Annotated in this window: 13 protein-coding genes and 1 tRNA gene; 8 read left to right on the forward strand and 6 right to left on the reverse strand. The window is 36.7% G+C overall.

All coding sequences use genetic code 11. The features are described from left to right. The first annotated feature begins 417 nt into the window (after positions 1-417). The 3 genes from ACAM30_RS06370 (at position 418) to ACAM30_RS06380 (ending at position 9260) form a co-directional block, all read left to right on the forward strand. A complete protein-coding gene (locus ACAM30_RS06370; RefSeq protein ID WP_369617715.1) occupies positions 418-867 on the forward strand; it encodes a hypothetical protein in 450 nt (149 codons plus the stop codon). 27 nt (positions 868-894) lie between these two features. Next, the gene (locus ACAM30_RS06375) at positions 895-6933 is read left to right on the forward strand and encodes an Ig-like domain-containing protein (protein ID WP_369617716.1); all 6039 of its coding nucleotides are present in this window, start codon (positions 895-897) and stop codon (positions 6931-6933) included. Positions 6934-7076: 143 nt separating this feature from the next. Continuing rightward, entirely contained in the window at positions 7077-9260 is a 2184-nt protein-coding gene (locus ACAM30_RS06380; RefSeq protein ID WP_369617717.1) for a TonB-dependent receptor plug domain-containing protein, read from the forward strand. A gap of 273 nt (positions 9261-9533) precedes the next feature. Here the strand turns inward: ACAM30_RS06380 and ACAM30_RS06385 are convergent, their stop codons facing one another. Then, positions 9534-10121, reverse strand: a complete 588-nt coding sequence (locus tag ACAM30_RS06385) for a hypothetical protein (protein WP_369617718.1) — start codon at positions 10119-10121, stop codon at positions 9534-9536. A gap of 138 nt (positions 10122-10259) precedes the next feature. On the opposite strand from ACAM30_RS06385, the gene ACAM30_RS06390 reads away from it, so the two are divergent. Genes ACAM30_RS06390 through ACAM30_RS06400 form a run of 3 tightly spaced genes read left to right on the forward strand, consistent with a single transcriptional unit; the run spans position 10260 to position 14285 of the window. Continuing rightward, the gene (locus ACAM30_RS06390) at positions 10260-10841 is read left to right on the forward strand and encodes an RNA polymerase sigma-70 factor (protein WP_369617719.1); all 582 of its coding nucleotides are present in this window, start codon (positions 10260-10262) and stop codon (positions 10839-10841) included. A 2-nt stretch (positions 10842-10843) separates the two neighbouring features. Beyond that, complete coding sequence (locus ACAM30_RS06395) at positions 10844-11800, forward strand: FecR family protein (protein ID WP_369617720.1); 957 nt, start codon at positions 10844-10846, stop codon at positions 11798-11800. After that, positions 11790-14285 carry a TonB-dependent receptor gene (locus ACAM30_RS06400; RefSeq protein ID WP_369617721.1) on the forward strand — a complete coding sequence of 832 codons (2496 nt, stop codon included), beginning with the start codon at positions 11790-11792 and terminating at the stop codon, positions 14283-14285. Before ACAM30_RS06395 ends, ACAM30_RS06400 begins: the two co-directional genes overlap by 11 nt. Before the next feature lie 78 nt (positions 14286-14363). Here ACAM30_RS06400 and ACAM30_RS06405 read toward each other — a convergent pair whose 3' ends face one another. The 5 genes from ACAM30_RS06405 to ACAM30_RS06425 all read right to left on the reverse strand — a co-directional run bounded on the left by ACAM30_RS06405 (position 14364) and on the right by ACAM30_RS06425 (position 19026). After that, positions 14364-14750 carry a helix-turn-helix domain-containing protein gene (locus ACAM30_RS06405; RefSeq protein ID WP_369617722.1) on the reverse strand — a complete coding sequence of 129 codons (387 nt, stop codon included), beginning with the start codon at positions 14748-14750 and terminating at the stop codon, positions 14364-14366. A gap of 306 nt (positions 14751-15056) precedes the next feature. Then, positions 15057-15130: transfer RNA gene (locus ACAM30_RS06410), tRNA-Ile, on the reverse strand. 147 nt (positions 15131-15277) lie between these two features. Beyond that, the gene (mce, locus tag ACAM30_RS06415) at positions 15278-15682 is read right to left on the reverse strand and encodes a methylmalonyl-CoA epimerase (RefSeq protein WP_369617723.1); all 405 of its coding nucleotides are present in this window, start codon (positions 15680-15682) and stop codon (positions 15278-15280) included. Between the two features lie 22 nt (positions 15683-15704). Beyond that, on the reverse strand, positions 15705-18062 hold the full coding sequence (locus ACAM30_RS06420) for a hypothetical protein (RefSeq protein WP_369617724.1): 2358 nt from the start codon (positions 18060-18062) through the stop codon (positions 15705-15707). Then, the gene (locus ACAM30_RS06425; protein ID WP_369617725.1) at positions 18022-19026 is read right to left on the reverse strand and encodes a hypothetical protein; all 1005 of its coding nucleotides are present in this window, start codon (positions 19024-19026) and stop codon (positions 18022-18024) included. The genes ACAM30_RS06420 and ACAM30_RS06425 overlap by 41 nt, the downstream gene beginning before the upstream one ends. A gap of 173 nt (positions 19027-19199) precedes the next feature. Between ACAM30_RS06425 and ACAM30_RS06430 the strand changes: the two genes are divergently transcribed. Further along, entirely contained in the window at positions 19200-20894 is a 1695-nt protein-coding gene (locus tag ACAM30_RS06430; RefSeq protein ID WP_369617726.1) for an Ig-like domain-containing protein, read from the forward strand. 24 nt (positions 20895-20918) lie between these two features. Next, complete coding sequence (locus ACAM30_RS06435) at positions 20919-21362, forward strand: cytochrome c oxidase assembly factor Coa1 family protein (RefSeq protein ID WP_369617727.1); 444 nt, start codon at positions 20919-20921, stop codon at positions 21360-21362.

Genomic DNA, 21362 nt, shown 5'->3' on the forward strand with positions numbered 1-21362 from the left:
AGTCCAATCTAAAACACGAGCAACTGCTTTATATTCAAAAAACCAGATATTAACCACAAATGACCTCCCATTACACACAAATTACAGTTGTTACAATAGCCCGTTAAAAGCAAGACCAAAGCGATACTTTTGTCCTATTATAAGACAAAAATTTGAGTCTGTTTCTAATCAAAGTAAGTTTTAAACCGAGTTTTCTTTGAATTCTAAATCAGGGAACAAATCAGCTATTATAAGAAAACAAAAACACCTGATTTAAAGAAAACTAACTCAATTCCGACAACTTAACTTATATCTTTTTATAGTAAGTTTTTTTATTTAGAAAAGATTCATATACAAAGAAAAACCGAAAAAAGTTCATTTACATTTTTGCTTGCTTAGCCCCCTAAAAGCAGACAATTAACTTAAATCTATTATCAAATGAGGAAAACTACTATTATACTGCTTCCATTGTTGTTCTTTTTGCAACTGTCAATTGCCCAATCACAGATTGGAAAGGAAAAATTGAAAGAGTTTCGTAAAAATCCGAAATGGAAAGAAATGATGAATGATCCTAATACCAACTTCAATGAAACTAAGATTGCTTTTGAGGAATTCTGGAAAGGAAAACCCAATCCGTTAGAATTGATGGAGGGAGAAGAAGAAGCGCTGGAAGAATTGAAAGAAAGATCATTCATTTCCAAACTCTTTAAAAGCAACAGAGCACTAAAAAAAGAATCGCTTCAGTACACTGAAGATTTTAAGAGATTTAAATTTTGGCAAAGCCAAAGCGAAAGTTTTGTAAAATCTGACGGAAGAGTAATGACTGAGGATGAAATTCAGGAAATGGCCCGGCAAGAGATGCAAAGAAGGCAGGAAACGAAGAAATAAATCCCCGACAATCTTAAAAAATAATCTATGCGAACAAATCTACATATTACAGTGTTACTTGTATGCTCTCTTTTTTTTAACCTTACAAGTGCCCAAACTCCTACTCCTAATTGGAAAAATATTGGTCCTATACCCTTTCCGCAGAAAACCATTGGTCAGGTACACGGTATTGGACGTTGTAGTCAGATTAAATTTCACCCCACAGACCCTAACAAAATGTATGTTGCCAGCGCTTCAGGGGGATTGTACCAGAGTAATGATAAAGGTCTTAACTGGGAGTCATTAGGAACTGATCAGGTTGCTAAGATACAATCTGCCTCCATAGCCATAGATCCTGTCAACGATCAGGTGATGTATTGGGGAACCGGTGAAGCGAATTATTCTTCTACTAATGGTCTGGGTGTCTATAAAACGATCAATGGAGGAGCCACCTGGACAGTATCTAATTCCGGAATGGGCAACCGAGTGGTTATCGACATGCTTTTTCTTCCTACAGACAACAATACAATCATTGCAGCTACAACTCAAGGTATGTATAAATCGACAGACGCGGGTGCTAATTGGACCTTAAAATCTGATATTAATACTAAATTTCTGGATATCTGCTACAAACCAGGTACAAATGGTCAGATAATTTATGCCGCGGCTTCTCAAAGTTTTTATCGTTCTCTTGATGCCGGAGAAAGCTGGACTGAAATCACTTCTCCCGCTTTTGTACTTGCCGTTAACGGAACAAGAGTATCCGTTTCTGAAGCCGATCCAAATGTTGTTTATGTTGCTAATGTTGGTGCTGATGCTATAGGAGAAATTTACAGATCTACGGATGGAGGAAGTACCTTTACCAACATGCGTTCGACTACGGAACATCTTGCCGGATATTCGGCAACTTCAAGTGGCCAGGGAAATTATAATTTTGATTTTGAGGTCAATCCTGTTAATCCAAATGAACTTTATGTATGTGCTCATGTAATATGGCGTTCTACAGATGCAGGTGCCACATGGGTACAGCAACAGCCATCATGGGCTTCCGACCTTCATACCGACCAACACCATATTTTATTTGATCCCTATGTTAGCGGTCAGCTCTGGAATGCCAACGATGGCGGAGTCTGGAGCAACACCACTAATGGAACAGGTCCCTGGACTCCAAAGTCTGACGGTATAGCAGCCACCGAAATTTATCATGGAGCCATTAGCAAAACGAATAGAAATGTACTCTACATAGGAACACAGGATAACGGCGGATTTTACTATAATAAAGGCATCTTTTATAATAACAGAGGTGGTGACTTCGGTCCGTATATGTGGTTTGATTATTCAGGCAATTTTTACTCTGAATCAGACGGAGGCAGACGCCCTTATCCTTCGGGGTCCGGTTCAAGTTTGAATCTGCCAGAAACTCCAGTGGGCGGAAAATTTGCCTTCACTCCGGAAAATGCCGATATTGCTTACCACGCTAATGCCGGAAAAATTTATCGTTGCCTGAATCTGACTTCAGCTACTCCTTCCTGGACACTTATTTACACCGTACCGTCTGGTACTATAAAAGACCTTCAGATAGATCCTGGTAATGCAGATCGTTTATATGTATTTACAGATACACCTGCATTATACAGATCAGACAATGCCAGAACTGATGCTGCCTTTGTTCAGACAACACTTCCTTCTACATCAACCAATGGTTCTATTGCTCCCATACCAAATTCGGATATTTTATACTTAGGACTTGGAACTACTGTTTATCGCTCTGCAGATAAAGGAACAACATGGACCGCTACAAAAGGATTTCCTGCAGCAAGTGTGCTAAAGGTGGTAGCTGATAATCAAAGTACGAATGAGGCTGTCTACGCTTCTTATGCTTTGGGTGTTTATTATAAGGATAATACTAAACCTTCCTGGATAAATTACTCTTCGGGACTTCCTATAATCTGCAACATGAAAGATATGGATATTTACAATGACGGTATTTCTAAAGGTCTACTGAATGTTTATTATTATGGAAGAGGGGTATGGCAGAGTGATTTGGTCCCTCCTCCGAGTAACATTATGGTGACTATGATCTCACCTGTCAACAATACAACATTTAGCAGTCCTGCTACTATCAATCTCAATGCAACCGCTTCTGTAAGTTCAGGAACTATTAGCAAAGTAGAATTCTATAACGGGACTACGTTACTAGGTACAAGCCTGTCCTCTCCCTATACTTATTCGTGGACCGGAGTAGCGTCCGGAAAATATGATCTGACTGCTGTAGCTTATGATAATCTGGGAAATAAGAAAAGTTCTGCTTTAGTAACTGTTACAGTGACTTTTGTTTGTAATAAAGCCACAGGGACTCCCTTTGGTACTTCTCCTTATGCGGCAGGCAGCGAATATGATAAAGCATTTGACGGAAATATAACTACTTTTTTTGATGCTAATTCAGCTAATTCAGGTTATACCGGATTAGATCTTGGAACAGCAAAAGTGGTTACAAATATCCGATATTATCCAAGAAAATCATGGACAGGAAGGATGACAGGTGGAAAATTTCAGGGTTCCAACACGTCTACTTCCGCTGGTTTCGTGGATCTGTATACCATCCCAACCCAGCCGGATTATGCCTGGCAGGACGTTAGCATACCTAACAGTACTGCCTACAGGTATTACAGGTATTTATCGCCAGTCGACGGTAATTGTAATGTGGCTGAAATTGAGTTCTGTACTTTTAATGAGCTTCCGGCGGTAAACATTACAACACCACTCAATAATGAACTTTATACTACTGCTCCCGCGAATATAAACATTACAGCAACTGCTTCTGATAAAGACGGATCAATAAGTAAAGTTGAATTTTATCAGGGCACCACTTTACTTAGCACTGATGCTTCAAGTCCTTATTCGTTTAACTGGACAGGAGTTCCTGCCGGTACTTATCAACTTTATGCAAAGGCTTATGATAATCTAAATGCTGCAGCAGTTTCCTCTACTATTACCGTTGTAGTGGGAAATCAAAACCCAACAGTTTCCATTATTTCACCTGAGGATTATGCTGCCATTAAGAGTCCTGCAAGTATTACTATTTATGCAACAGCCTCTGACTCTGATGGCTCTGTCAGTAAAGTGGAGTTTTATAATGGCACTACTTTGTTAGGGACTTCAACAACCAATCCATACAGTTATAATTGGACAAATGCCCCTATAGGAACTTACACGATCACCGCTAAAGCGTATGATAATAACGGTGGAACTACAAACTCTTCCCCTATAACCGTTAATGTTACTTTTCCTTGTTCACCGCTTTCAGGCAGCTCTTTTGGTACTGCTCCTTATTACTCCTATTCTACATATGATAAAGCATTTGACGGAGACTTAAGCACCACTTTTCAAGCCAGTACAACTAATAATGGTTATACCGGATTAGATCTTGGAACAGCAAAAGTTGTTAAAGGGATACGTTTTTATCCAAGGGCAACTAGAGAAAGTAGAATGACAGGAGGGAAATTCCAAGGGAGCAATGTTGCTGATTTTAGTAGCGGGGTAGTGGATCTGTACACCATTCCTTCTGTTCCTATTCTGGGATGGAACGAGGTTACTGTTTCCAATAGCACTGCATTCAGGTATGTAAGATACTTATCTCCTGCGGGGGGATATTGTAATGTCGCGGAAATTGAATTTTGTGGGTTAGACAACACCCCAAAAACAAACATTACTGCTCCTGTTAATGCTGCTGTTTATATTGCTCCGGCAACAATTAATATTACTGCCAATGTAGAGGGTTCCGTAAGCAAAGTGGAATACTACATAGGAGCTTCTTTAATTGGCACGTCCACTAACAGTCCCTACAATTATAACTGGACAGGAATAGGTACCGGAACGTATACTCTTATAGCAAAGGCTTATGACTACAACGGATTGTTTGTTTCTTCAGCTCCCGTAAACTTTACTGTCACTAATAACATTGCTCCAACAGTAAGCATTACCACTCCGGCCGATAATGCAATATATACTGCTCCAGCCTCTTTCGACATATCAGCTATAGCTAACGATACTGACGGAAGTATCAGCAAAGTAGAGTTCTATAATGGTACCACACTATTAGGAACCGTTAATGCAAGTCCGTATACTTTCAATTGGAAAAGTGTAGCTACCGGAACCTACACGTTAACCGCCAAAGCTTACGATAATAATGGAGCTACTACTACTTCTTCTCCAGTTTCAATCAAAGTAAACCAACCCCCTACAGTAAGTATTACCTCCCCGGCTGACAATACAATTTATGCTGCTCCAGCCTCTATTGATATATCAGCCACAGCTAACGATACCGACGGAAGTATCAGCAAAGTAGAATTCTATAACAGTACTACACTATTAGAAACCGTTAATACAAGTCCGTATACTTTCAATTGGAAAAACGTAGCTGCCGGAACGTACACCTTAACGGCCAAAGCTTACGATAATAATGACGGTGTTACCACTTCTTCCGCAGTTTCGGTCAAAGTAAACCAATCCCCTACTGTAAGTATTACCGCTCCGGCAGACAATGCAATTTATGTTGCCCCTGCTTTTGTTACCATTAATGCTACAGCTGCGGATACAGATGGAACTGTGAGCAAAGTAGAATTCTATAATGGAATTAATTTAATAGCTACTTCAACCACCAGACCTTACACTTGTAATTTAACAAGTGTTCCTGCAGGCACTTACTCATTGACAGCCAAAGCCTGTGATGATAACGGTATGTGTACTACTTCTTCTGCGATTGCAATTACAGTAAATACTCCCGTTAATCAATCACCTTCAGCAGCCATTACTGCTCCTGCTAATAATACTGTATTTACTGCTCCTGCAAGTATTACAATCGATGCTGTAGCAGCCGATACTGACGGAACAATTTCTAAAGTAGAATTCTATAACGGAACAACTTTATTATCGACTTCGACAACCAGCCCGTATACATACAATTGGCAAAATGTGGCTGCAGGAACGTATGCCATAACGGTAAAATCATACGATAACGCAAATGCAACCGCAACATCAGCTGTGGTAAACATAGTCGTTACTAATAATCAGGCTCCGACGGTGAATGTTACTTCTCCTGTTAACAATGCTACCTTCATTGCTCCTCCAAGTATTACGATCAATGCCACAGCAGCCGATTCAGACGGAACAATTTCTAAAGTAGAATTCTATAACGGAGCAACTTTATTATCGACTTCGACAACCAGTCCGTATACATACAATTGGAAAAATGTGCCTGCAGGAACTTATCAGATAGTCGCAAAAGCCACAGATAATAATGGAACCGAGACCAGCTCTACTCCTGTAACTATTGTTGTAAAAACCAGTCCAACTATTAGTATGATTTCTTCTTCCGAAAATAATCAGGTGGTAGATACCGGAAAGGACATTTTGTTCAATTTTAATGTAACTGATCCTGATGCTGTATTATCATCTATTGTCATTAAAGACAACGGGGAAATAATTTCAACAATAAACAAATCTCCTTATTCATTTGTTCTTACTAATATAAGTTCGGGAGACCATTATTTTACAGCAATTGCTGTTCTTGAAAATGGCACTGAATACACATTTGCAAGTTTGAATATAGTGAGTAAAAATTGCAAAAGTATGACATGGAATACCTCAACTGATTATTTAATTGGGGATCAGGTAATCTATCAGGACATTATTTACAGGGCTTTGATAATTAACCAAAACAAACGACCTGATCAGGATCAATCCACTTGGTCTAAGATAGGGGTTTGTGAAAATCTGGCAGTTAAAAATCCTCCTGTAGTTAAACCTAAATACATGTTATACCCAAATCCATGCACTACCCATTTCAATATCAAATTTATTGATTGCGAAGGGAAGAGTTTTTACTATAGCATAATGGATGTAAACAGCAGAATCTTAAGAGAGCAAAAAAGCGAACCTATCAACAATGCTGTATTTGAGAAAGAAGTAACCATCCAGGGATTACCTTCCGGAACATACATAGTACACATTCATTTAGATGAGAGGATATATAGCGAAAAAATAATTATCATAGAAAAGCCTTCTATGTATAAGAAAAAGAAATAATGCTTTTTATTCTCATTTTATATTGCACAGAAAACAATAATTAATGCTCGTAGATTTTAGGAGTTATGCAATTCTGACGTTTTAAAATATCACATCAACAACTTTTCTATTCAGTAGAAAAGTTTAAATAAACCCCAAATTAAATGAAAAAAATACATTTTTTAATCGCATTCTTTGGTGCTCTTACAGCTTATTCGCAACAAACTGCCGACACTACAGCGCCCAAAAAATTAAAAGAGATACAGATCATTAAAGAACGTTACGCCAAGTCGACGCAGGATACGGAACGCATTTCGCAAAAGGAAATAGAATTTCAAAAAAGCCAAAATACTGCCGATTTACTAGCCAACACTGGTACAGTAGCGGTTCAGAAATCGCAACAAGGTGGAGGAAGCCCAATACTAAGAGGGTTTGAAGCCAATAAGATTCTGCTTCTGGTGGACGGAATCAGAATGAACAACCTTATTTACAGAGCGGGACATCTACAAAATATCATTACAGTTGACGAAAATTCGCTGGAACAGATTGATGTTCTTTTCGGACCTGCATCTACTATTTTTGGGAGCGATGCGTTGGGTGGTGCCATCAATATGAGAACCAAAAACCCCATGTTTCTGTCCCAAACTGATAACAAAGTGTTTTCAGGAAATGTAATGTCAAGATACAACAGTGCCAATATGGGATTTACACAACATTTTGATATTAATTTTGCAGGTAAAAGATGGAGTTCTCTATCCTCTTTCTCGTATAATAATTACGGCGATTTGAGAATGGGGGCCAATGCTAATGGAAAAAATGGATCTTTTGGCGAGCGTCCTCAATATGTTGAAACTACGAATAATGTAGATAATCTGATACAGAATGAGAATCCGCTTATTCAGAAGTTTTCCGGATATAAGCAATATAATGCCATGCAAAAGATCCTTTTTCAACAGGATGAAGATACACAGCACAGCTTGAATCTGCAGTATTCGTCTTCTTCAGATGTGCCTAGATACGATCGCCTTACAGATCCATCGTGTTCGGGGCTGAAATATGCTGTTTGGAATTATGGTCCGCAAAAAAGATTCCTTTCGGCTTATAAATTTTCGAAACAAAAAGCCTTGTTCGACAGTGATATGAATCTTGGAGTGAGCTATCAAAATATTGAAGAAAGCAGAATCTCAAGAAAATTTAACGATGATAAAACTAAAAGCCAGGTCGAAAAAGTAAATGTATTTGCTTTTAATGCAGATTTCAGAAGAAAACTGGGCAAGGGTGATTTGCTTTACGGAACCGAATTCTTTTATGATAATCTGAACTCGACTGCTACCAGTTCAAACCGTATCACCGGTATTGTGACTCCGACAGATACTCGTTACCCAAACGGTATAAATCATACCTTTAGAGCAGATGTTTTTGCAACTTATAATGAAAAAATAAACGAAACTACTTTCTATAATTTGGGTATTCGTACCGGTTATTCTGCCTTAAAAAGCACTATTGCCAATAATTCTTTTTTCCAACTTCCATATGATATCATCAAGCAGGACAACTTCACGTATAGCGCTACTGCCGGAATTGCGAAGAATATTCAGAGTACTAAATTGGTTTTCAATTTGGCTTCGGGCTACAGAGTCCCAAATGTAGATGATTTAGGAAAACTTTTCGAATCAGTGCCCGGAACCTTGATTGTCCCTAATCGAAATATTGCTCCTGAGAAATCAGTAACCGCCGATTTAACTGTAACATTCGGACAGGGAAAGAGAATTCAGCTTGACAATACGGTTTATTATACCCGCCTTTTTGATGCCATTGTTACCGATCATTTTTTATATAATGGACAGAGTTCGGTGATTTACGAAGGAGTGCAAAGCGAGGTGTTTGCTATGCAAAACAAAGGAAATGCTTACATAGGAGGTCTTTCTTCCACCCTGAAAATGGCTATCACAAAACCACTTGGAGTTTATGGTACGGTAACTTTTACCAAAGGGGAAATAATGGACCGTGCGGGGAATACTCCTTTGGATCATATCTCTCCAATGTATGGAAAAGCAGGATTGAAATATGAAAATAAAGTGATGCTTCTGGATTTCTATACGTTATTTAATGGTAAGAAAGACATCAGTGATTATTCTATGAATGGTGAGGACAACGAAAAATATGCTCCTAAAGGAGGTATGCCTGCATGGCAAACGATTAATTTTAAAACAGCCTTTTTTATCAATAAAAATCTGTCGGTTTATGCCGGAATTGAAAATATTTTAGACCTACAGTATCGCGTTTTTGCATCGGGTATCAATGCATCGGGCAGAAATATATCTGTGGCAGCAAAATATCACTTCTAATACAAAATTCCCATTTCTGTTTTTTACAAATCTAAACTCCTTTCACCACAATAAAAGGATTGCATAATTTTAAAAAAAGCGATGTGATGTAAAAACACAAAAAAGTAATTTGTTGTTCCCTTGAATAAAAAGACATCTATTCCTATAAATAAAACAGGGGGAGTTGTTTTTTTTAGACAACTTATCTTTTTGTAAAAGTAAATGGCTAAGTACTTTTAATACTTAGCCATCTATGAACAAGTTATGCAATTTGTTTTTTCTAAAAACTACTGTTTAAAATTTATAGTTTAACCCTGCACTGATAATTCCTCTATGTCCAAATCCTGCTTCTACAAATCCACCAAATTTTTTACCTATGCGAAGACCTGCAGGATTAACCTGAAAAGCAAAATCTATAGTATTGTCTTTAGTGATTACTTCGTTAGGTGCTTTTTTAGTATACTTGTTCAAAATAACACCTGCAGCGGCCGAACCGTAAAAATCCAGCCATTCTGTTTTTATGTAACTAAACGACAATACTGGCATGGCCATAAAATAGAGATTGGTTCTCTTAGCAACAGGTTTGTTGTTTTTATCGATTTGTTCGATTTGTTCCTGCTGAAAAGCAAGATCCCCCCCTACTCTTATTCGTTCGGTGATTTGATTTCTATAACCCAAGCCTACGTTTCCAAAAGATGTTATCCTATCTGGTTTTTGCCCTAAAAATGCAGAAGATAGTATCTCCGTAAAACCTTCTCTAAAAGTCATCGGTATACCGTCGCTATAGGTTACATTTAATTCATGTTTACCAGTTTCTTGTGCATTTACTGCAATTGAACTGATTGTTAAAAAAATTGCGCATACAATAATTGACTTTTTCATTTGTTTTAATTACTTTATAGTTAATAAATTTAAAATCGCGGCAAGAATATTTTATATTGCCTTATTATTAATACGCTAAAAATTAAAATACCCCTATACGCTGCTATAAAATTTTAAAATACCCCTACTTTTTATGATATGAATGAGGACCTAAAGCATTTTAAACAATTGTTCAGCGAGCTTTATCAGCCCTTATGCAATTATGCCTATAAGTATCTTCAGGATAGGGATGAAAGTGAAGATGTGGTGCAGGAACTGATGATAAAAATATGGGAAACCCGCAAGGATTTACTTTCTGAAAAGAGTCTCAAATATTACCTGTATATAGCTGTTAAGAACCGATGTATATCCATTCTGAGAAAAAAAACCTATATGCTTGACATTGATGAAATGTCTATCGATATTACCGAAGAAATCCAAGAAACGAAGCCCTTACCAGAAGCAAACCAACTTATAGAAGATGCATTTAAAGGAATTTCTCCAAAATGTCTTGAAATTTTTAAACTGAGCCGTATTGAAAAATTAAGCTATAAACAAATTGCAGAGAAATTAGAAATATCAGTAAAAACAGTAGAAAATCAGATGGGCAAAGCCATCAGACATATACGAGAGTTTGTTAAACAGCATCCCAACTTAATTATTTTCTTTAAAATATGGTATTTTAGTTATTATATAGTGGGGGTTTTAAAAGAATTTGTGTTTTATTTAAAAGAGGTATAACCATGGACAGCCAAGATATTAATGTATTGTTAGCAAAACATTTTTCAGGAGAAACTAAACCTGAGGAAGAAGCTGTATTAATGAATTGGATAAAAAACAATCCTGACGAATATATTTCGCTTAAGATTTTTTTTGCAGAAAGTCAGCCATTAGACTCTCCTCAGTTATTTGAAACAGGGAATGCCTGGAACCGCATAGCGCCAAATTTATCATCCACAAAGCCAACCGTATTTCAGTTGTACAAAAAATACATCTACGCAACGGCAGTTGCCGCCGTTTTCATTTTAATAAGTACGTTCGCCTTCTTGTATGCAAATACCGAGATAACTGTTCAAACCGCTAATGGACAGGTAAAAAGTATCGAATTGAGTGATGGTTCTTTAGTTACTTTGAATGACAACTCGAGTATTACCTATAAAAGATTTCTGTGGAACAACCGTACTGTCAGCTTAAATGGAGAAGCTTTCTTTGAAGTAAAACACGACGAGAGCAAGCCTTTTTCTGTAAATACAGGCACTCTATCAGTAAAAGTTTTAGGAACCTCTTTTGTTGTAACAACAAAAGAAAAAGAAAAATCGGTAGCAGTAATTACAGGAAAAGTCAAGGTTACCGCCACTCCTACCAGTCAAACAGTCATTTTGGAGAAAAAACAAGCGGTTCATTATGTTTCCAACAGATTAATTAAAAGTGACACAGCCAACAAAAACTTACTCTCCTGGAAAACAAAGTCACTTTCTTTCGAAAATACTCCACTTCAAAAAGCTTTTCAGGATATTGAAGATTGTTATCATATTAAAATACAGGTGGAAGGCAAAATCTCTGATTCCTGCACCGTTACCACAAATTTCAAGAACGAATCCATAAAAGAAATATTGGAAGAATTCCGTTTATTGTTTGGACTTAGTTATACCCAAAAAGGCAATACTGTTTGGGTGAAAAACATATCGTGTGAAAAGTAATTCTTTTATAAATAACGGGTTAATCATTATATGCTCTTTTGTCTTTTTCTTTTGTGCCGGATCTGTACAAGCACAAAAAACAAGCCTGCTGGAAAAAAAGATCACTATCCAAATAGAAAATGATAGTATCGGAGCCTATATTACTGCCATTATAGCACAAGGCGCAAATTTATCCCTAAGCAATAACAAACTTCATCTTGGCAAAAAGATAAAGATCAGCAAAGGAACTTATAAATTAGGGACACTGCTAAATCTTCTTTTTGCAACAGAATCAGTAAAATTTCTGGAGAGAGATGATAAAATAATTATTTACACCGTTTCGCGAGCTCCTTCCCCCTTTACTATTAGCGGATTTGTTTATGCTGGAGACAGTAAAGAAGCACTACCCTACGCTACCGTTCGGGTGTTAAATACAAATATAGCTGTTAATTGTAATGATTACGGCTATTATACGCTAACATTGCCCGAAAACAAGTACATCATAAATGCGAGTTATACCGGTTTTACTTCACAAACAGATACGATACTGGTAAACAAAACCATTAAAAAAAACTTCAATCTTGAAATGGGACTATCCCTTGCTCCGGTTGAAATTAAGTCATCCAAAAAACCTTTAAATGAGATTTCCAGTATCGTCGATACGCAGCATGTTAACACTCTTCCCTTTCTAATGGGGCAATCAGACCCGCTAAAACTTCTTACTCTAAAACCGGGCACCTATGGCACTTCTTTAAATGTAAGAGGAGGCTCGAGCGATCAGAATCTGGTTTTATTAGATGGTGTTCCTATTTACAATTACAATCATTTTACGAGTTTATTATCTATTTTCGATTCGCAGGCCATCAAACAAATAAGTTTTTTCAAAGGCGGCTTTCCAGCTCGTTACGAAGGAAGGCTATCGTCGGTCATAGATGTTAAAACAAAAGATGGCGACATGCAATCCTACCATGGGGCTGCCAATATTGGCTTACTAACGGGTTCTGCGATGATTGAAGGACCTATCATAAAAGACAAGATGTCCTTTATGATTAGTGCAAGAAGAAGCTGGATTGATGCTTTGACCAAAGCGATTTTTGATCAGGATATTAATTTTAAATACCGGATGTATGATGCCTATTTTAAAATTAACTATTTTATTAATTCCTCCAACCGACTGTATCTTGGCGCCTATACCGGCGGAGATCTTATTCGTGTAAATTTCTTTTCTTCCGAAGCACCTCAGCTTACCTGGAACAACAGAACACTTTCTTTGCGCTGGAACAGGGTATACAATCCCAGACTGTTTCAGAATTCGGTTCTAATGCTAAGCAACTACAACAACCTGTTTGCCAATGAAGATGAAAAAGGAACCAGAAAGTTTCGCATTACAGATATAGGTATCGAAAACAACCTGAATTATCACTGGTCGTCATTCCTAAATAGTGCGATAGGTTTACGAATAAACATGACCTATTTTTCCAATAACACTATTGAGCGTGATCAATTGATAAAGTCACTACATTTCAAAACCTACTGGGACAATGATATAACGCTGTCTGATAAAGTTCGAATAAAAGCGGGTCTTCATTACGCAACTTTTTTAACTAAAAACAAGGTTTATAAATCTTTTCAGCCTCGTACCAGTTTGGTTTATAAATACAACACTTCTAATAGTCTTTTTGCCTCCTATGCCATAATGGAGCAATTTTATCATCAAATTGCCAGGAACACCTATGCCTTACCTTCAGATTTACGCATGCCGAGTACCGATCTATTACCTCCGGAAAAAGCTTTTATTTATGAGGCAGGCTATGAAAAAACTTTAGACAAAGGATACATCAGACTACAATTTTACCAAAAAAAAGTATCCAATATTTTAATGTACCCACCCCTTTATGATGCTTCAGATCAGGACAAAACAGAATCCCCTCTAATCGGGTTTGGCAATTCAAGAGGCCTGGAACTTGAATTTTCCAAGCAGTTCAAAAAGTTTGATGTACAGGCATCGTATACCCTGAGCAAATCGACATTGAGATTTCCCGCAATAAATAATGGTCAGACGTTTAATTCTCCAAACGATATAACCCATCAAATAAAAGGAGCTGTTATCTGGAATATTAATCAATCCTGGGTCATATCCACCATGTTTAATTATAGTTCCGGTGTTTTAATCTCGGCGCCAGACTCTTTTTCCTATAATGACAAAAAAGACTCGTACCCAGTAGATCCAAACCAAAGCAACGAAATATCAAGACCTAATAACTACCGTTTACCGAGAAATTACAATGTAGATGTTGGCGTCTCAAAAACAAAAAAAACGAAATCCGGCAACCAAAACAGATTGTATTTTGGAATTAACAATCTCATAGGACAATCTCCACCGTTTATCATTGAAACAAGTTTAAGTAATGGCACCTTTAACTTAGAACAGGTCAGAATGTTTAAATATTTTCCTTACGTTGGATATACTTATACTTTTGGTACGGGTAAAGAAAAATTAAACTAATTTCCGGAATCTCTGAAAAACAAAGCATAAAAAAACCGCTTCACTATATGAAACGGTCTCATCTAAATCGATTAAAGGTTATTTCCCTTTTTGCCCTTTTTCTAAGTATTCTACTTTTTCTTTTTCAGCCTGAAGCAAACGCTCGTAAAGTTCAACCACTTTATCGAGAGGATTAAAAGCACAATGGTGGTTGCCAAAATTATTATTTGGACTATCATTAAAAGTATTAAAATAACTGATCATAGCTTCATCTGAAAAATTTTTAATTGCTTCAACAGTAACTCCTAAAGCGTTGGCTACTGCCAAAAGCTTGTCATCATCCAGTGTTTCACTGTTTTCAATGTTCGAAACCGCCTGCTGGCTTGTACCTAAAGCCTGCGCCAATGCTTCCTGTTTCATATCACGAAGTTCACGAATACGGCTAATTTTTCGCCCTATGTGATTTGGTTTTGTTAGTGTGCTCATAATTCAAAGATAATAATTAAGTTTTATAACCAGCAACAGGTAAAAAACATATTCAGTAATGTAGATTACCCCTAGAAGGTGGTTCGTTGTCACTTTAGATTACAAATATATTCTTTTTCTTACAAAAAAAGTTACAGTATATTCTTTTTTTAATAGCTGCTCCCGAAATGACCAAATAGGTTTTCTCTCTTTGTAAACAAATAAACCAGACAGGTTTTAAAAACCTGTCCGGTTTATACTATTGATCCGAATTAATTGATAAAATAAAAAAAAGCCTTTACATTGCTGTAAAGGCTTGAATTTCTGTGGTCCCACCTGGGCTCGAACCAGGGACCACCTGATTATGAGTCAGGTGCTCTAACCAGCTGAGCTATAGGACCGGTTTGAGGATGCAATATTACTACTATTTTTCATTCACACCAAATATTTTGGGAGATGATTTGCATTTAATTTCAAACAACAGCCTGTGTTTCCTAAAACACAATTGATTTTCAACTGCTTATTTCGAATCAGAAAAAGATTTTTTTTTATTTAATTTCCTGACAAAGTTCCACCAGAACCCCATTTGTGTTCTTTGGATGCAGAAAAACCACTAATTTATTATCGGCTCCTTTTTTAGGAACGTCGTTAATCAGTACAAAACCTTCGTTTTTCAAACGGTCGATTTCGGCATGAATATCTTCGACATCAAAAGCAATATGATGAATTCCTTCTCCTTTTTTCTCCAAAAACTTTGCGATTGGACTTTCAGGGTTTGTAGCTACCAAAAGCTCGATCTTATTGGTTCCGGTTTGAAAGAACGAGGTTAAAACTCCTTCACTTTCTACCGACTCCATTTTATAGGACGGAACGCCCAATAATTTTTCGAACAGCACATTGGCGTCCTCCATATTCTTTACGGCAATTCCGATATGCTCAATTTTATTTACCATAACCTCTAAATTTTAGTTTCAATTATTGATTTACATACGTATTAAAGTAACCGCATTCGGCAATAACATCCTGATAATACTTTGTATCCGAATAGTCTTTCTGCAGCGCTTTAAAACCGCTCCAGGCAATAAAATTAATTTTATCGTCGTCAGCTTCCCACCAGTTTTTAAGGTTATTGTACTTATTATTGTAATATTCGTTTCGTTCGCATTTCGCCAGCATATAAATACATTTTGCTTTTTGCTCTTTTGTTGTGGCCGCTTCCAACGCTTTTTGGTAGTACATTCTAGGAAGATCGCAATTGGTTATCATTCGCTTCATCGAATCCCTGAACGAATATGGACTTGAACCGTAACCTACAATCGTTATTTCATAAAAAGTTCTTCCGTTTCCGAAGTGCGTAATATTATAGAAGGCGTTACCTAACAATAAACTGTTCGTATACACATCTTCTTTTTGAGCCAGTTTGCCTTGCATTTCCTTTATGGTTGTCAGGAAATCCATAAAAGTATATTTTCTTTTTTGATACGCCGTGTGATCGCAGTCGTGACAATCTTTTATATTTCCGTTAAACGGATTCCCCAGGAACTTGCTGTATTGAACCGAATCGGTTTGTTTCATGTACTCAATGGCTTCCGGAATTTTATTTTTAAAGGTTGCCTGTACCGCCTGAAAATTATTGATATCTTTTAGTTTCAAACTATAAATTCCTGCTCCGATAGTTTCAATTTCAGATTTATTGGATTTAGACAAGAAAGCTTTCATGTCTAATAAAACTTTTTCATTGTCATAAAATGAATTTCCATCGTTCCAATAACTATAGCGCGATTCGCCATAAATTTCAGCCATTACCGGATTCCCCTTTTCTCGGTAAAGCGTCGACAAATAACTTCTGCTCCACGAAGAAGCATTCTGATAACGAAATTCCTGTCCTTTGTAATTTTTTGGAAGTTCAAAATACAGCCAGTTCAAATCGGCGAGAATTGTTTTTTCGTTTTTATCCGTAAGTTTATCTATTTTGCTTAAGTTATTTACAAAACGAAGCAAACGAAGCTGCATTCCTGCCAGTTCTGTTTTAGGAAGCGTTTTTACCGCCTTATCAAAATTCTTATCTGCATTGGCATAATCTCCTTTTAAAGTCTGCAAATACCCCAGAGACAAATCCCATAAGTAAGGTCGGTCTGTATTCCCTGCTGCCGAAATTTTAGCAATTAAATCCAATGTCTTTTGATCCACCTTAACCTGATTTTCGGTTTTGTTTTCAGCCACCGTAAGTTTTTTCATCGGCTGATTTTCTCCCCCATCCTTTTGGAAAGAATTATTTATCGCCTCCTCTTGTCTGTTCACTAATCGCGTTGCCAGATAATTCAGATGCTCGCTTTTAGGATCTAATTCATATATCTTTTCGATGGACTGTTTTTCATCTTTATAATAACCGCGAACAGCCCAAAGCGCTGCTTTTTCTTTATTGTTTTTGGCCATCGTTAAAGCCTTATTCCAGTCGGTTTCATTTTTTGGACTAAAACTATAAGCAGTAACTATTCTTAACTCCGGACATTTATCAAAAACCTGTGCGTACAAATAATTTGAAGTTGCATATTTATTTTGCTTATGATTGACTCCCGCTACATAGGAAAGCGCACGGTAATACAACACATTTTTAGGAACTGATTTTTCTGTTTTATTAAAAAAATCAATTGCTTTTTGTTTGTTGTTGCTGTAAAAACGAGCTTTCATGGTCAGAAACCAATACCTGTTTTTCAGAAAAGGGTCCGAAGTCGTATTATAAACATTCTCGATAGACTGAATCATTTTGGCATCGTTGAACGTTTTTGCCACCACCGGATCGTAACTCCAGTAATCTCTGTTGATCGAAACGGTTTCTATTTTTTGTGCCAGATACAAAAACTCAACAAAGCTTTTTACTTTATCATCCTTCAGCGAGATCTTTTTCCCCCATTTCAAAGAGGATTTATTTTCTTTTTTGCTTTTATAATACACATGAAGATCTTTGATTTCTTCCTTGTTCTTTATCGCACTTTTATTCTCCGAATAATAATCCGGTTTTTCATCTCCAATTAAAAAATAATTTACGGTAGTGGTATCGATTTTTCCTTTAAGATAGATTCCCCAATCAGACTTAATATCTTTATTGAAACGGGAATTGTGCTCGGTATCAAAACCAATTCCGTAGAAAATCCCACCCGATAAAAAAAGCGGTGCATACGATTTGTCTGCAAAAGTTTCGGGAGTAAAATTAGAACTGTACGATCCAAAATAATCCCAATCGCCATCTGCACAGGCATAAATTACTCCGTATACAAAAAGTAAAACCGCACTAGAAACAAGAAATAACTTGTTCAAAAATATTCTTTTCATAGTTTTTTAAATTGAATTCGTCTAAATCGTAAAATATAATTTCTTTTGGCTGCTGTGCTACATTCTCACCCAGCTCATCCGCCATTTGTTTTAAATCTTCTGCCGTAATTCCCTCTATTTTTAAGAGATCACTTTCTTCGTAAAAAACCCCATTCTTATAATTGGATTTTTTCGCTTTAAAAAAGATCCCACTTACTTGTTGAAAATTTGGATCACTTTTAAGTTCGGTCACATTCATTTTAGAACGCAAACCAATCACTTTTTGGTTTCGGATGTGAATCCCCCACGAATATATAGGCAAAGCAAAATCAAGATGCAGCGGATACTTTTTCAGGCTCTTTAAATAACGTTCCGCAATTCTCTGATCGTATATTGAATTTAAGGAATCGGGAGCAATTGCCCCCATATTGTAGTACATCAAAACTCCGGAATCTACGTTCGGAATTTTGGTTTTCTTAAAATATTTCACCTGATGCAAACGAATTGTCGCAGAGAGTTTTTTTTCGGAAAGCTTTTTAACATTCTCAATAAACTTAAGATAGTTGTCTTTACTTTTAAGAGTCCAGTCGCAATCGATCTGAATTTCCTGAGATGTAATTTTGTTCTTCGTACTGATTTCTTTAATCAAATGAACTGTTTTCTGTGCCAGATCCTCGACATCAAGTTGAGCCGATAACATGACTTTGTTTTGAATAAATACTACGGGTACAATTTCGAACTTGGTTACATCATCCTGAAAACGAATCGGACTAAGCGGAATGGGCTGTTTGGTCTGGGGATGCTGGCCAATATCAAAATACCGAATATAAAGTTTAGTAACTTCATTATCTTTCAAAGCAAGCTTCTCGGTTTCAGATAATTTCAAAATGGTTTTCCAATAATAAAAAGCAACAACCGGCTTTTCATTCTTACTGCAGGAAATCAGAAAAAGAATCAGGAAACCAATAAAAAATCTTTTGATCAAAACTTAGGAGAAATTATATTTTAACCCAAAAGTAAGAAATTCTTCGCTGTTATGGTTTTGAAATTTTAAAAAAAGCGCAATTTGCAAAAGCTGCAAATCCTAATAAATGGCTAAAAAGTTTCAATTAAAGCAAATATAATTGTTATTTTGTGCAATCAAATTCAGAAACCGTTATGTTGAAAAACAACTTTAGATATATTGCATTTTTACTGGTCTTTTTTATGTTAAGCTGTGCCAAACGCGGCAGCATTACCGGCGGACTAAAAGACACTCTGGCACCGGTGCTAAAATACAGCTCGCCAAAAAATTTTAGCACTGATTTTAAAGGCAACGAAATTATTCTGGGTTTTGACGAGTATGTAAAACTTAAAAACCTCAACAAGCAGCTTATTATTTCACCACCAATGAAATATGAGCCGTTGATTTTACCTACTACCGCAAGTAAAGTAATCACAATTAAAATAAAAGACACTTTACAACCGAACACTACCTATAGCTTTAACTTCGGACAAAGTATAGCAGACAACAACGAAGGGAACTCAATAAACCAGTTCAAATATATTTTTTCAACGGGCCCTTCTATTGATTCGCTTTCGATCAGTGGACAAATTAAAGACGCTTATGAAAAAAAAGTAGATAATTTTGTTTCGGTGATGCTTTATGAGATAAACGACACCTACCAGGACTCCTTAATTTACAAGAAAAGCCCACGCTACATCACTAATACACTGGACAGTTTACGTACTTTCAAATTAGAAAATTTAAAGGCCGGAAAATACCTGTTGATGGCTCTGAAAGACAAAGGAAACAATAACCGATACAATCCTAAAGATGATAAAATCGGTTTTATCAAACACTATATTACCGTTCCAAATGATACTGTTTTCGAATTGGAATTGTTCAAAGAAGTTCTTCCATTTAAAGCTGTAAAACCTGTACAAGCCTCAGGAAACAGGTTGTACCTCCCTTATGAAAGCAAACAAAACTTTAAACTTTCGAAACCTAAAGTAGTCCTGAAACACGGAAACGAAACAATTGAATCAATTGTTACCGCTTTTCCTAAAAAGGATTCCCTGCAAATCTGGTATAAACCTCTAAAAGCTAAAGCAGATTCTTTGGCAGTAGAGGTTAGTAAAGAAAAATACAACAAAAGATTTAGCGTAAAGATTAAGGACCAAAAGAAAGACACTTTAAACATAACCGCAGTTCAAAACGGAATCATCAATTTCAGAGATCGATTTACCTTAGAATCAGCTACCCCGCTGGTAAAATTTGACAAATCGAAAATTCGACTGGTCAACAAAGATTCTACTGCTGTAGATTTTACTACAGAATACGATGAATTTGAGCAAAAACTCTACGTTGATTTCAAAAAAGAACCAGTTGAAAAATACAGCATAACATTTTTCCCGGGCGCACTGACTGATTTTTACGACAAAGCAAATGACACTCTGGCCATTAAACTAAGCACAAAAGAACCTGCCGATTATGGAAACCTGGTTCTGAACCTAAAAAATGTAAAACGTTTCCCCATTATTGTTGAAGCGACTAACGCAAAAGGTGATGTTGTATACGCCAGTGACTACTCTGAAGGCAAGACTAAAATTGAATTCAATTTATTAGTCCCTGAAAAATTTACCATCAGAATAATCTACGACGACAATAAGAACAAAATTTACGACTCGGGAGACTTTCTGAATAAAAAGTACGCCGAAGAAGTATTCTATTACCAAACCCCTGTAGATGTCCGTACCAATTGGGATGTCGATCAGGCTATTGATTTAAGTATCCCATTCAATCCTGAAGTAGAGAAAAAACAAGCAGAAAAGAAGAAAAAAGACGACGAGAAAAAAAGGAAAGCCTTTTAAATTTTAGCATCTGAACGCGGCGCTATGGAAAATGATTTGGTTGAAAAAGAAAGCTGGTTCAAAAGAAACTGGAAATGGTTTTTACCATCAGTATTCCTATCTATACTTTTAATCGGGCTCGCAGCTGCATCAACCTCTCAAGAAGGCATCACTGATATTGCCAAAGCCTATTCAGACGATCTTCTTTTTGAAAAAGCAATTGAAAAAGCTAATAGGAATCCTGACATACATGAAAATATTGGCAGAATTGAACCTATTGACAGACTGGCTATTCTGGAAGGAACCGTTATATATTCTAACAACCACAATACCGTCAACTTATCGGTAAGAGTCAACGGAGCCAAAAGAAAGGGTAAACTAAACATTTCCGCCTTCAAAAAAGGAACAGAATGGGTGTACCAAAAAATTGCTGTCCGCACCAAAAATCCTAAGAACGAAATTATCGTCTTAGAAGAACCTCAAAAATAA

Source organism: Flavobacterium sp. CFS9, assembly GCF_041154745.1.
Lineage (GTDB): Bacteria > Bacteroidota > Bacteroidia > Flavobacteriales > Flavobacteriaceae > Flavobacterium.